Raw genomic sequence first — 12,511 nt, 5'->3', positions numbered from 1 at the left:
TAGAAACGAATAAACAGGGCAATATCATGAAAAAGCTGAATCATATTGTACTATTCCAATTTAAGGACAGTGTTACTGAAGAACAGATTAAGCATGCCAACCTAGAATTTGCTGCTTTAAAAGATAAAATTTCGGCCATTCACTCTTTTGAAATGGGGACTAATAATTCACCAGAAGGTATTGCTCACGGGTATACACATGGATATGTCCTGACCTTCCTTAGTGAAGCTGACCGTGATGTCTATTTAATGCACCCGGAGCACAAAGCCTTTCAAGGTATTGTCGATCCACTACTAGCGATGCCATTAGCTTTTGATTTTTGGGCAAACCTATAAACCATTCCGCCCAGCGTGTCTTCATACCCGCTGGGTTCAGTTTCATCCTGAAACGCTGGTATATATTTTGGGTAAGTCCTAACATTCTTAAAATAATGTTCAGGGGTGTAATAGGATAATAACTTTGAAAAATACTTGCTCTTTTTCCCCTTGAGATGGCTTCTTTTCTTATGCGCAAACGCCAATGTGCCTCACAGTATTGCAAATACATAATCCGTACGCTGTTTTATGATAACAAGTAAAGCGACGATGCAAACTTAAAAAGAATGACAGAGGAGTAAGTTCGATTAAAGAAAGTTGAACTTAGTAACTGAAGTATTTCTTTCATTTCTCACATGTGCGTGTGGCAATGATCGGTTGTCACTCTCGTTTGGCAGGCCTGTAGGTCTGCTTTTTTTTCTTGTATCATCGAAAATTTTATCTATCTATAGTATTACTAGAAGTTTCCTCAGCGCTGCTTATATAAAATAATATGTGCTTATTTTTTACTGTCTTTATAAAGAAACTGCTTGGGAAGTCACAATAAATAAGAGATCAGTTTATTCATATTTTATAAAGGTAATAGTTATTTAATTTGCCGGTTTTCCTATATTGCCTATTCTTATCTAGGTAACCTTTAATTTTCGTTTCGCCTCATTATTTCTCTTATCTCTTCATTTGTTGGCTTGATATAAACTAAACACGAAGTGTGAGACTTGTGATGCATCACTTTTTGAATCTCAATAGGCTCTAGACCAGATTTTCTGCATCGATATCCATACGCGTGTCTATGGCCATGAGGTGTCGTTCCGTGCTCTTTTCTTGCTTCTAGCCCAATTTTTTCAACGGCATTTTTATGCTGCCTTTGGAAATTTTTTTCAGTTTCAGGTTCGCCTTTGCTGTTTGTAAATGCATAAGGGTGTGATGAGTTTCCTTCCGGTTCAACCCGCTGATACTTAAGATATAAAATCCAGAGATCTAAGAACTCTTTTGCTTTAGAAGCTGGGTTAAAGACAACTTCAAAAAAATTTCGATTATCTGTTAAGAGCGCACCCTTCCAACCAGCATGAAGCCGTTTTGTTCTAGGGATTTTATTTCTTGGTTGTTGCTTGAATTCTAGATTTAGGTATTCTTTTCGGTTTTTATACCTTGGATCAGGAGCGCTACCATATTCAGGGTGATAAATTCTTACCAAGGCTTCATCAGGCCTAGTCGGGTGCAAAATTATATCTGAAGTATAAATGTGAAATACTTCACTGGTTCTAACTCCGCCGTAGTGCAGTAAGGTGGTCATTGCCTGCATTTTATAATCAGGAGTTCCTTTATTTTCAAACCCTTTATACATCAGGTCATCAATATGCTCTTCAGGGAACCTGACAACCTTGTCATTATCTATTTTTAGATTAGGCAGAGATGTTACCCACCTAGCTCTTTGGGCTTTTAATTTTGCATCGCTATAATCACTTAAATGATTTAAAAAGACATTCTTTTGTTTATTGTAGTATGCACACCAGTTGAGTCTCTCTTCATAGTTTGAGGCTTTTCTAAACGGATTCACACGAAGGTCATTGTAATCATCTTGCAGGGCCAGAAAGTCTGTATAGTGGTTGAGGTGATGCAAAATATTGTTAATGTCATTTGTACTTCGAGGTCGCCAGAAAAGCCCTAGAGCATCATCGCAAGTTTCGTAGTCTATTGTTCCGGTAGCTAGAGAGTCTCTAAAAGCTTTAAGAAGTTCATATCCTTTCTCATGGTTAGGGGTTGCATTTATATATTCTACAAGCAGTTTTAAAGAAAATATTGCACGCTCTTTCCATGAGTCACTTTTAGTGTTGAACCACGCTAAGTACCTAAGATGAGATATAATTACTCCCTTTTCTGTGATCAATGCAGGTAGCTCAAAGGTTAGACTGCTGAAGCTGTCGGTGTATCTTGTGTTGATTTTTCTAACATACGCCATATCGGTGTTCTCTTAACCTGAGCAATTTATAGAGATTAGAGTCCAATGATACGAGATCCTATCCACCTCAACAATGAAATAGTATGTTTTTATATGGGGTTCTTATATATCTATGGCAAGAAGCAGCTGCGTGAGATTGACCGTCGTGTGCGTTACCTGGAGAAGCGTTTAGATCAGTGCACAGTAGTTGATCGATTGCCGCTAGATCGCTCAATTGTATTTTTTGGTGCTTGGGTCACTCTAGAAGATGAAGAGGGGAACCAGGAGCGCTTTCGTATTGTTGGCCCGGACGAAATTGATCATAACGACGACTACATCAGTATGGACTCCCCTGTGGCTAAATCCTTGTTAAAGCGCCGAGAAGGAGATGAGGTGCTATTGCGCCGTGCAGGCGGTGAGAAGACGTATTTTATTGAGCTGATAGAGTACGTGGAGCCAGTATAACGTGATTCGTTTTGGTATGGCTCAATGGCAGCATCCTGCTTGGGTGGATTATTTGTACCCGCGTTCAGAGGTAACGGGGGCCAGATTAGGGCATTACGCGAAATACTTTAACAGTGTCGAAGTAGGAAGCACGTTTTATACGGATGTGGCACCTGAGCAAATTGAACGTTGGGCGTCACAGGTCGGCGAAAGCTTTCGCTTTGTGTTTAAAGTGCCGCGGCATATCTCGCATCAGTTTGAAGAGGTGGGGGAAGCGGATTGTTATAAGGCTTGGGCGGAGTTTCAGGAGTTGCTGAGGCCGATAGAGCATTTGTTAGGCCCCACTATGCTGCAGTTTCCTGCGGCAGTTGAGCCACGACATCTGCCGATTATCTTTAATCTTTGTCAAAGCTGGACACTGGCTACACCTTTAAGTGTAGAGGTGCGTAGTTTGGCGTTTTTTGATAAAGCAGAAAACGAAAGCGCGTTATTGCGCCTGTTGGCAAACGCCCAGTGCGATAAAGTTGTAATGGATTCGCGACCTGTGTTTTCAACAGAAGCATATTGTGAAAGCTTGATTGATGCTCAACGTAAAAAGCCTAGAGTGCCATGTCATGCTATCGCGACGGCCACGCATCCTGTGGTGCGATTTATTGGCCACCCTGATTTGGAGCGCAATCATACTTGGCTTGATCAATGGGTAGCTAAGCTTTCCCAATGGCTAGAAGAGGGACGTGAGCCCACGGTGTTTGTGCATTCCTCTGACAACATAGCTGCGCCAACTCTGGCAAGCTGGCTAGATGAAAAGCTACTGGCCTCGCTAGCAGGCTATTCGCCACAGGTCGCTTTACCTGTTCAGAGTGAGCAAATGGGGTTGCTTTAGAGTAGTAGGTTGCGAGTGGTAGAAAAAAGAGGTTGTGATGTATTCATTGGTGTTTTACGTGCCAGAAACGCACTTGGAAATCGTTAAAGAGGCGGTGTTTGCCGCTGGTGCTGGCAAGATAGGTGAATATGAAGCCTGTTGTTGGCAAGTAAAAGGACAAGGGCAGTTTCGGCCATCTGATATGGCTAATCCCTTTATTGGTCAGTCTGGTCTGTTAGAAGCTGTAGACGAATATCGCGTAGAGATGGTGTTGTTGAAGGAATTCAAAGATGCGGTGGTAAGGGCACTGAAACTAAGCCACCCCTACGAAGAAGTGGCTTATCATTTTATTGCTATTGAGAGTTAACGAGGATTTTATCTTCGTGGAAGCCATACTGGCCAGTTTTATGATCTTCTAGGAAGTATTCCAGCGTTTTGGTGACGCTGCTGAAAGCAAGTTCTTCCCATGGGATATTATCCAGCTCGAATAACTCCACCTCTGAGCTTTCAGATGTGGGGTGGAAGTCCGCTTGTGCAAGCTCTGCTAGGTAATACAGATGAACCTGGTTAACATGCGGAATACTGATCATAGAGAAGGGTTGCTTAGCAATGGCTTGCGAGCCACTTTCTTCAAGGGTCTCACGCAACGCCCCTTCTAATGTTGTTTCACCATTTTCCATAAAGCCGGCAGGAAGAGTCCAGTAGCCTAGGCGCGGCTCAATGCTGCGCTTACAAAGTAAGATTTTACCCTTGTATAATGGGATCGTGCCTGTGATCATTCTAGGGTTGTCATAGTCAATGAACTCACAGCTAGGGCATACAGGGCGCTCGCGGTTATCTCCAGCGGGGATTTCCATGTTCACCTGATGACCACATTTCGGGCAAAATCTCATAATGTCACCTGTTAGCGTTTGTGTTCTAAGCGCGCGAATTTAACCACTTTATCTTCGATTTCTTGAATCTCAATCATGTAATTGTCGACCCAAAGGCTGATCGGATGCTCCGGAATAAACTCTAATGTCTCAATAATAAGACCATTAAGTGTTTTTGGGCCATCAGTCGGTAGATGCCAGCTTAGCGCTTTGTTGATGTCACGAATGTGTGTGGAGCCTTCGATGCGGAAAGAGCCATCATCTAGTAGAGTGATCTCTTCCTCTTCATCCTCTTGTGGCGGTGTGAACTCACCCACAATTTCTTCTAGGATGTCTTCAAGCGCAGCAATACCTTGAACGTCACCATATTCATCCACAACGATCCCCATTTGTTGGTGATCTTTCTGGAAGTTTAGTAGCACTGTGTTGATAGAGGTGCTTTCTGGAATGAAGTACGGTTCCAATGTTGCTTTTAGAAGGGCTGCTTTAGATGGGTTTTCTTCACGCAAAAACTGCGCAGCATGACGGGCATGGAGGATGCCAATTACCTTGTTGATCTCGCCATTGTAGACTGGCATACGTGTGTGTCGAGAATCACAAATTTGCTGAATGATCTCTTCAATCGAGTCTTCGATATCGATGCCGATTACTTCGTTGCGCGGCACCATAATGTCTTCAACAGAGACCTTCTCTAAGTCTAAGATAGACAAAAGCATCTCTTGGTGAGCTGCGGGGATTAGACCGCTGGCTTCATTAACAACGGTGCGAAGCTCCTCAGATCCCAGCTTGTCATGGTTACCATGGGCGTGTTTTACGCCGACTAGGCGCATTAAACCATTAGACATGGTGTTAACGATAACAACGAGGGGATAAAGGGCTTTAAGTAAGATGGTTAATACCCAAGAAGCTGGGAAAGCAATCTTCTCAGGGTGAATTGTGGCCATGGTTTTAGGTGTGACTTCGGCAAAAATAAGAACAACCAAAGTCAGAACGGCGGTTGCAATGGCAACACCTGCGTCGCCCCAGATTCGCACAGCGATAATCGTTGCAATAGCAGATGCCAAGATGTTAACGAAGTTGTTACCAATCAGAATGACGCCGATGAGACGGTCAGGGCGTTCTAATAGTTTGCTGGCTTTCTTAGCCGAGCGATGCCCGCTTTTAACAAGATGTTTCAGTCGATACTTATTGATCGACAGCATGCCTGTTTCAGAGCTGGAGAAGAATGCAGATAAAATGATTAGAAAAAACAGTATTCCGCCTAGAATACTTAAGGGAACTTCGTTCAAAAAAATTATGCCTCAATTATAGAATCTGATCGGATTATTAGGTTTGCTGTAAGTCCTGTCAAATATCCTGATCATTTATTGATGATTTCGACTGCTATTTGAGTGCCAAAGTAGCCAATCATTAATAGTACGAATCCGCTTAAAGTTAGTTTTACTGCGAGCTGCCCACGCCAGCCAAGGTACAAACGGCCACCTAGCAAACCTGCAAATACAAACCAAGATGCAATGGTAAAGACGGTCTTGTGTACAAGGTGTTGCGCAAACATGTCTTCAATAAAATAAAAGCCTGTGGCGATCGTTATGCTCAGTAAGACAAACGCCGCCCAAATAAATTCAAACATTAATCGCTCTAGTACCTGTAATGGAGGAACCCGTAACAGTTGCTTTAGGCGATGATGCTTGAGTTGGTACTCTTGAATTGCAAGCAAAATGCCGACGCCACAGGCTGCGGTGAATAGACTGTAAGCGACAGATGCGATCAAAATGTGTAGAGAGGTGCCAAGGGATGAGCTATGGAGTTGTTGTAAGTTCCAAGGTTCAATAGCATTTAAAGCAATGATGATTGAGGCGAGAGGGAAAGCGATCGACAGTAGCAAAGAGAGATCCTTATCTCGATTGCTAAACCACAAAAGCAAGTTACCGATCAAAGCGATCAAAAGGCCAATGGTTAAGAAGTCGAAACCGTCTTTGCTGCCAAGTAACTGAATCAGGGCCATGGTATGCACAACAATTGTGATGGCGCCCAATGTTTGAGTAGTACGAACGCCAGGGCGCAAATAATAAGTGCCCCCAGCCGTTAGCGATAGAATACAAGCGAGCCAAAGCGAAAGATGTGTCATGTATAAGCCGATCCACTGGTTAAAACTATAGGGTGACGATCAAATCTTCGTTATAATAAAGTCAATTTCACCTTGGATAAACTGAATAAAGCGGTTTTTTCCATCTAGAGCAAATTTTTGAGGGCAACATGTTTGACAATTTATCAGAACGTTTAACGTCATCCTTAGACCGGATTCGTGGTCGCGCCAAACTCACCGAGGACAATATTAAAGATGTATTGCGTGAAGTGCGCATGGCGTTGTTGGAAGCTGACGTCGCGTTGCCCGTGGTAAAAGACTTTATTAATGCGGTGAAAGAGCGCGCGGTTGGTACCGAAGTAACTCGCAGCTTAAGTCCTGGTCAGGTTTTCCTAAAGATCGTTAAGCAAGAGCTCGAAGCGGTCATGGGGCAGGCTAACGATGAATTGAATCTTCGCGCCACGCCTCCAGCGATTATCTTACTTGCTGGTCTACAAGGTGCAGGTAAAACCACCTCTGCTGGTAAACTGGCAAAATTCTTAAAAGAGCGCCAGAAGAAATCAGTAGCTGTGGTCAGTGCGGACGTCTACCGTCCTGCTGCGATTAAACAGTTAGAAACACTTGCTAATGATATCGGTGTCGATTTCATTCCAAGTGATATTTCTCAGAAGCCGATTGATATTGCCAATAATGCTATCGACGTGGCGAAAAAGGCTCACAAAGATGTGCTGATCGTCGATACCGCAGGTCGTTTAGCGATTGACGAAGACATGATGGCGGAGATTAAAGCTCTTCACGGAGCTATTAATCCGGTTGAAACGCTGTTTGTCGTGGATGCCATGACTGGTCAAGACGCAGCTAATACCGCTAAAGCGTTCGGTGATGTCCTGCCATTAACAGGTGTGATCTTAACCAAGACCGACGGTGATGCGCGTGGTGGTGCGGCGTTATCTGTGCGTCATATCACTGGTAAACCAATCAAGTTCTTGGGTGTGGGTGAAAAGACCGATGCTCTGGAACCATTCCATCCTGATCGTTTAGCGTCTCGAATTCTTGGCATGGGCGACATGCTATCTTTGATCGAGCAGGCTGAGCAGAAGATCGATAAGGATAAAGCAGAGAAACTAGCTGGCAAGCTGAAAAAAGGTAAAGGCTTCGATCTAGAAGACTTTCGCGAGCAGCTACAGCAGATGAAAAACATGGGCGGTATGACGTCTATGTTAGATAAGCTGCCAGGTATGGGACAGCTAGGTGATATCCAAGATAAAGTGAACGATAAAATGTTCGTGCAAATGGAAGCGCTGATTAACTCTATGACCCCTGCAGAGCGCCGCAACCCAGATGTGATCAATGGCTCACGTAAAAAGCGTATTTCTGCCGGGGCAGGTTTGCAGATTCAAGACCTTAATCGTCTGCTCAAACAGCACAAACAAATGCAGAAGATGATGAAAAAATTCAGTTCCAAAGGTGGCATGAAGAAAATGATGCGTGGCCTAGGGGGCATGATGCCAGGTGGTTTACCTGGCGGTGGGAATTTCCCGAAATTCTAAAACACCGATATAGAATGAAAAAATGTTTAAAGGGCGATCAATTCGCCCTTTTGTTTTGGTGTCGAATCGACTAGAATATGCCGCCTTCTTGTAGTAGGTCTCATAAAGAGCCTAACAAGAGGTGTTTCGTTAAGCAATAAGGAACCAATCATATGGTAACTATTCGTCTTTCTCGTGGTGGCTCTAAGAAGCGCCCATTCTATCACTTGAACGTGGCTGACAGCCGCCGTGCTCGTGATGGTCGTTTTATCGAACGTGTAGGGTTCTTCAACCCAGTTGCACGTGGTCAAGAAGAACGTCTACGTGTTGACCTAGACCGTGTTAATCACTGGGTAGGCCAAGGCGCTCAGCTTTCTGACCGTGTTGCTCAGCTTGTTAAAGAAGCTGGCAAAAACGCTTAATACTGAGGTAATGCTATGTCTACTGTAAAACAGGCGAAAGCTCCTGAGCAGGCGCTTGTGGTTGGACGCATTACATCAGTTTATGGTGTTAAAGGGTGGGTGAAGTTATATTCGCACACCGATCCAATGGTTGGGATCTTTGATTACAAGCATTGGTGGCTGAAAACTCCTAGTGGGTGGAAAGTCGTAGAACTAAGCCAAGGTCGCACTCAAGGGCGCGGATTGGTAGCAGCAATTAAAGGGTATAACGATCGTGATCTTGTAAAAGAGATTTGCGGTATGGATATCTATATTGATGCAAAGGATCTTCCTAAGCTTGAGGACGGTGAATTTTACTGGTCTCAACTAGAAGGTCTAAAGGTGATTACCAAAGAGGGTGTTCTTCTAGGTAAAGTCTCGCAACTGATGGAAACCGGTGCAAACGATGTGTTGGTGGTACGAGGTTGTGAAGGCAGTTACGATCGTGAAGAGCGTTTGATTCCCTACGTGCCAGATCAGTTTGTTTTAAACATTGATTTAGATAAACAGGAAATGGTTGTGGATTGGGATCCAGACTTCTAATAGATCGAACGAGGCCTAGGGTGCGAATCGGTGTAGTAACGCTGTTTCCAGAGATGTTTCAAGCCATTACCCAACATGGTGTAACGGGCAGAGCAGTAAAATCTGGCATAGTGGAAGTGGATTTTTTTAATCCAAGAAGCTTTGCGCATGACAAACACAAAACGGTCGATGATCGTCCTTATGGTGGTGGCCCTGGGATGCTGATGAAAGTTCAGCCCCTAAAAGATGCAATTGAGGACGCTAGACAATGGGTTCCCAATGCAAAAGTTATTTATCTATCCCCTCAGGGGCGCACGCTCACACAGGAAGGCGTGCAACAGCTTGCTAAAGAAGCAGAATTTATTCTGGTAGCAGGCCGTTATGAAGGCGTTGATGAGCGTTTGATTCAATCTCAGGTTGATGAAGAATGGTCAATTGGCGACTTTGTCCTAAGTGGTGGAGAGTTACCGGCTATGGTGTTGATGGACTCTGTCTTTCGCATGGTGCCGGGGGTGCTTGGTAAACAAGCCTCTGCAGATGAAGATTCGTTTGCCGATGGATTACTTGATTGCCCTCACTATACTCGCCCCGAGGTACTTGAAGGTGAACCTGTACCACCTGTACTACTTAGCGGCAACCATGAGGCGATACGGCGCTGGCGATTAAAGCAAAAGCTCGGAAGAACTTGGCAACGTCGGCCTGACCTCCTGCAAGACCTTGAGTTGGACAAGGAACAGCAAGAGTTGTTAAAAGAGTTTATTCGTGAGACTGAAGTTTCAACCTCGGCAGAGTAAGAATCGCGAGCTTATCAGAACGTTAAACCTTCGCGCTGATAAGAAACCATATTCATTAGGAGTCACATCCATGAGCAACAAAACTAAGCTGATTCAACAGCTAGAAGCAGAACAAATGACAAAAGAGATCCCGGCTTTCGGTCCTGGTGATACTGTTGTTGTTCAAGTAAAAGTTAAAGAAGGTACTCGTGAGCGTCTACAGGCTTACGAAGGTGTTGTAATTGCAAAACGCAACCGTGGCCTAAACTCTGCGTTCACTGTACGCAAAATCTCTAGTGGTGTAGGCGTTGAGCGTGCATTCCAAACTTACAGCCCACTAGTTGATAGCATTGAAGTGAAACGTCGCGGTGACGTTCGTCAAGCGAAAATCTACTTCCTACGTGATCGTTCAGGTAAGTCTGCACGTATCAAAGAGAAATTGGCTAAACGTTAATCTCTCCGTAGAATTAAAAAAAGGCGACTTAGGTCGCCTTTTTTTATGGAACTTCATCAGCTTATGGTGGCCTAATAGGCAAACTACGATATTCAGAGGTCAGTATGGAACGGGTAATCAAACAAGCTGCAGTTGCCGCTTTAACACTGTTCAGTGTCATGCAAGCAAGTGCTGGGGAACAAGAAGTCAAAGCCGCAATGGCCAACGCCTTACCGCAATATTCAATCGAGTCTATTGAGCAGCATGAGGGTAGTGGGTTGTATGTTGTGACATTGAATAACGGTCCAATTCTTCATGTGACGCCAGATGGGCGGTATTTTGTCGCGGGTGACATGTACCAAGTTCAAGAGAAACAGCTGATTAATGAAACAGAGCAGAAGAAGCTGGCGAAGATTGAGCAACTGCCTGAGTCTGACATGGTGGTGTTCAAAGCGAAAGATGAAAAAGCTCATATTTCCGTGTTCACCGATGTCGATTGCGGTTATTGCCGTATGTTACACAAAGAGATTGAAGACCTTAATGAGCGCGGTATCACGGTACGATATTTAGCTTATCCACGTGCAGGGATCGGCTCTGAAGCCTACAACACCATGGTTAATATCTGGTGTTCTGACGATCCAAAAAAGTGGATGACCGAGGCGAAGCTTGGTCGTGAGGTGCCAGAGAATAAATGTACGAACCCTATTGCAAGCCAGTATCGTCTTGGAAATGCTGTTGGGGTCAGAGGTACACCAAGTATTATTTTAGATAATGGCAAATTCATCCCGGGTTACTTACCGGCAGATGAGTTGGCAAAAGAACTAAACCTATAGCGTTATAGCCAAAGAATCTACCAAACAATGGGGCAGTTCAGTCTTTTCTGCGTTGGGTTTATCCGCTTCTGACGGTATAATCATTGATCTAAAAATCGCTAGGTATCAGCGAGTATCAATATTATTAAAACCGTCAGCTGTGGGGTATCGTTTTGAAACCGGTAAAAGTCGGAATTTGTGGTCTTGGAACAGTAGGTTCCGGTACATTTAACATTCTGCAGGACAATGCAGAAGAAATTACACGACGTGTAGGCCGAAGCATTGTTGTAGGGCAAATTGGCGCACGTCGTGACAATCCTACCTGTGATACCACTGATATTGATATTACCCGCGATATTTTTGATGTGGCCAACAACCCAGAAGTCGACATCATTGTTGAGTTAATCGGTGGCACTAGCGTGGCTAGAGAGCTTGTATTAACTGCCATCGAAAATGGTAAGCATGTTGTTACTGCCAACAAAGCATTGATTGCCGAGCATGGGAATGAAATTTTCGAAAAAGCTCAGGCGAAAGGTGTCATGGTGGCTTTTGAAGCCGCTGTAGCTGGTGGTATTCCAATTATCAAAACCCTTCGTGAAGGTCTGTCTTCAAATAAGATCGAATGGTTGGCTGGTATTATTAATGGTACTGGCAACTTCATCATGACTGAGATGACAGAAAAAGGCCGTGCATTTGATGATGTGCTTAAAGAGGCACAAGCGCTTGGTTATGCTGAAGCTGATCCAACCTTTGATGTAGAAGGTATTGACGCGGCACACAAGCTAACCATTCTTGCATCGATTGCTTACGGTATCCCGCTTCAGTTTGAAAAAACTTACACTGAAGGCATTAGCCGTATCACAGCAGAAGACGTATCCTTTGCTCAGGAAATGGGCTATGCCATCAAGCATCTTGGTATTGCTCGTCGCACCAAGGCAGGTGTTGAGCTTCGTGTTCACCCAACATTGATTTCTAAGAAAGCCCTGCTAGCTAATGTAAACGGCGTAATGAACGCTGTCATGGTAAAAGGCGACGCAGTCGGCCCTACATTGACTTACGGTGCTGGCGCGGGTGCATTGCCAACAGGTTCTTCTGTTGTTGCTGATATTATCGATGTAGCACGTACCTTGACTGCTGATCCAACGAATCGTGTGCCACACTTGGCATTCCAAGCGGATCAACTGTCTGATGAAGCCGTATTACCGATGGAAGAAATCGAATGTGGCTTCTTCCTAAACATGACGATTCAAGATCGTGCAGGCGTACTCGCGAACATTACCCAAATCCTGTCAACGAACGGCATCAGCATTGAGTCTGTGATTCAGCGCGAACGTGAAGGCAGTGATCTAGTACCGCTTGTTGTCATGACTCATGACGTGAAAGAACGCAATATGAATGCTGCTATTGCAGCAATCGAAGCTTTGCCAGATGTTGCAGGCGCTGTTCAGCGCATCCGTGTAGAAAATCTGGCGTAAGAGGATAAAT

Annotated in this window: 15 protein-coding genes; 11 read left to right on the top strand and 4 right to left on the bottom strand. The window is 44.3% G+C overall.

Features of this window, described 5'->3' with window-relative positions; translation table 11 throughout:
- The first annotated feature begins 26 nt into the window (after positions 1-26).
- Positions 27-335 carry a Dabb family protein gene (locus tag C8D85_RS16910; RefSeq protein WP_133564993.1) on the top strand — a complete coding sequence of 103 codons (309 nt, stop codon included), beginning with the start codon at positions 27-29 and terminating at the stop codon, positions 333-335.
- A 616-nt stretch (positions 336-951) separates the two neighbouring features.
- Here the strand turns inward: C8D85_RS16910 and gmtY are convergent.
- Positions 952-2,274, bottom strand: a complete 1,323-nt coding sequence (gene gmtY, locus C8D85_RS16905; protein ID WP_133564991.1) for a gamma-mobile-trio recombinase GmtY — start codon at positions 2,272-2,274, stop codon at positions 952-954.
- Between the two features lie 93 nt (positions 2,275-2,367).
- Here gmtY and C8D85_RS16900 point away from each other — a divergent pair, with 93 nt between their 5' ends.
- From C8D85_RS16900 to C8D85_RS16890, 3 genes are read left to right on the top strand one after another with little or no spacing between them, the layout of a single operon-like run.
- A complete protein-coding gene (locus tag C8D85_RS16900) occupies positions 2,368-2,718 on the top strand; it encodes a GreA/GreB family elongation factor (protein WP_342353334.1) in 351 nt (116 codons plus the stop codon).
- 1 nt (position 2,719) lies between these two features.
- Positions 2,720-3,580 carry a DUF72 domain-containing protein gene (locus tag C8D85_RS16895; protein WP_244937047.1) on the top strand — a complete coding sequence of 287 codons (861 nt, stop codon included), beginning with the start codon at positions 2,720-2,722 and terminating at the stop codon, positions 3,578-3,580.
- Between the two features lie 37 nt (positions 3,581-3,617).
- Positions 3,618-3,926 carry a YqfO family protein gene (locus C8D85_RS16890; RefSeq protein WP_133564987.1) on the top strand — a complete coding sequence of 103 codons (309 nt, stop codon included), beginning with the start codon at positions 3,618-3,620 and terminating at the stop codon, positions 3,924-3,926.
- On the opposite strand, the gene C8D85_RS16885 is transcribed toward C8D85_RS16890, so the two are convergent.
- The 3 genes from C8D85_RS16885 to C8D85_RS16875 all read right to left on the bottom strand — a co-directional run bounded on the left by C8D85_RS16885 (position 3,913) and on the right by C8D85_RS16875 (position 6,559).
- Positions 3,913-4,452, bottom strand: a complete 540-nt coding sequence (locus tag C8D85_RS16885) for an NUDIX hydrolase (RefSeq protein WP_133564985.1) — start codon at positions 4,450-4,452, stop codon at positions 3,913-3,915. The two genes, C8D85_RS16890 and C8D85_RS16885, sit on opposite strands and share 14 nt — an antisense overlap.
- Before the next feature lie 11 nt (positions 4,453-4,463).
- Positions 4,464-5,720: an HlyC/CorC family transporter gene (locus C8D85_RS16880; RefSeq protein WP_133564983.1), complete on the bottom strand. Its 1,257-nt coding sequence runs from the start codon at positions 5,718-5,720 to the stop codon at positions 4,464-4,466.
- A gap of 71 nt (positions 5,721-5,791) precedes the next feature.
- Positions 5,792-6,559 (bottom strand): cytochrome C assembly family protein, encoded by a 768-nt coding sequence (locus C8D85_RS16875; RefSeq protein ID WP_133564981.1) that lies wholly within the window; start codon positions 6,557-6,559, stop codon positions 5,792-5,794.
- A 128-nt stretch (positions 6,560-6,687) separates the two neighbouring features.
- Between C8D85_RS16875 and ffh the strand changes: the two genes are divergently transcribed.
- From ffh to C8D85_RS16840, 7 genes are all read left to right on the top strand, one after another.
- Complete coding sequence (ffh, locus tag C8D85_RS16870; RefSeq protein WP_133564979.1) at positions 6,688-8,067, top strand: signal recognition particle protein; 1,380 nt, start codon at positions 6,688-6,690, stop codon at positions 8,065-8,067.
- Between the two features lie 152 nt (positions 8,068-8,219).
- Positions 8,220-8,468, top strand: coding sequence for a 30S ribosomal protein S16 (gene rpsP / locus C8D85_RS16865; RefSeq protein WP_133564978.1), 249 nt, complete (start codon positions 8,220-8,222; stop codon positions 8,466-8,468).
- A gap of 15 nt (positions 8,469-8,483) precedes the next feature.
- Positions 8,484-9,029 (top strand): ribosome maturation factor RimM, encoded by a 546-nt coding sequence (gene rimM / locus C8D85_RS16860; protein ID WP_133564976.1) that lies wholly within the window; start codon positions 8,484-8,486, stop codon positions 9,027-9,029.
- Between the two features lie 20 nt (positions 9,030-9,049).
- Positions 9,050-9,802, top strand: a complete 753-nt coding sequence (gene trmD, locus C8D85_RS16855) for a tRNA (guanosine(37)-N1)-methyltransferase TrmD (RefSeq protein ID WP_133564975.1) — start codon at positions 9,050-9,052, stop codon at positions 9,800-9,802.
- Between the two features lie 70 nt (positions 9,803-9,872).
- The gene (gene rplS / locus C8D85_RS16850; RefSeq protein WP_133564973.1) at positions 9,873-10,235 is read left to right on the top strand and encodes a 50S ribosomal protein L19; all 363 of its coding nucleotides are present in this window, start codon (positions 9,873-9,875) and stop codon (positions 10,233-10,235) included.
- 104 nt (positions 10,236-10,339) lie between these two features.
- Complete coding sequence (locus tag C8D85_RS16845) at positions 10,340-11,047, top strand: thioredoxin fold domain-containing protein (RefSeq protein ID WP_133564972.1); 708 nt, start codon at positions 10,340-10,342, stop codon at positions 11,045-11,047.
- Positions 11,048-11,199: 152 nt separating this feature from the next.
- Positions 11,200-12,501 (top strand): homoserine dehydrogenase, encoded by a 1,302-nt coding sequence (locus C8D85_RS16840; protein WP_133564970.1) that lies wholly within the window; start codon positions 11,200-11,202, stop codon positions 12,499-12,501.
- Positions 12,502-12,511: the final 10 nt, after the last annotated feature.

Origin of the sequence: Marinomonas communis (assembly GCF_004363305.1) — a bacterium.
Lineage (GTDB): Bacteria > Pseudomonadota > Gammaproteobacteria > Pseudomonadales > Marinomonadaceae > Marinomonas > Marinomonas communis.
The sequence above is the reverse complement of the archived record's forward strand: the minus strand, read 5'-3'. Positions and strand labels throughout refer to the sequence as shown.

Coding starts and splice junctions, on each gene's coding strand:
- C8D85_RS16910 (WP_133564993.1), top strand. CDS start 27: ATGAAAAAGCTGAATCATATTGTACTATTCCAATTTAAGGACAGTGTT.
- gmtY (WP_133564991.1), bottom strand. CDS start 2,274: ATGGCGTATGTTAGAAAAATCAACACAAGATACACCGACAGCTTCAGC.
- C8D85_RS16900 (WP_342353334.1), top strand. CDS start 2,368: ATGGGGTTCTTATATATCTATGGCAAGAAGCAGCTGCGTGAGATTGAC.
- C8D85_RS16890 (WP_133564987.1), top strand. CDS start 3,618: ATGTATTCATTGGTGTTTTACGTGCCAGAAACGCACTTGGAAATCGTT.
- C8D85_RS16885 (WP_133564985.1), bottom strand. CDS start 4,452: ATGAGATTTTGCCCGAAATGTGGTCATCAGGTGAACATGGAAATCCCC.
- C8D85_RS16875 (WP_133564981.1), bottom strand. CDS start 6,559: ATGACACATCTTTCGCTTTGGCTCGCTTGTATTCTATCGCTAACGGCT.
- ffh (WP_133564979.1), top strand. CDS start 6,688: ATGTTTGACAATTTATCAGAACGTTTAACGTCATCCTTAGACCGGATT.
- rpsP (WP_133564978.1), top strand. CDS start 8,220: ATGGTAACTATTCGTCTTTCTCGTGGTGGCTCTAAGAAGCGCCCATTC.
- rimM (WP_133564976.1), top strand. CDS start 8,484: ATGTCTACTGTAAAACAGGCGAAAGCTCCTGAGCAGGCGCTTGTGGTT.
- rplS (WP_133564973.1), top strand. CDS start 9,873: ATGAGCAACAAAACTAAGCTGATTCAACAGCTAGAAGCAGAACAAATG.
- C8D85_RS16845 (WP_133564972.1), top strand. CDS start 10,340: ATGGAACGGGTAATCAAACAAGCTGCAGTTGCCGCTTTAACACTGTTC.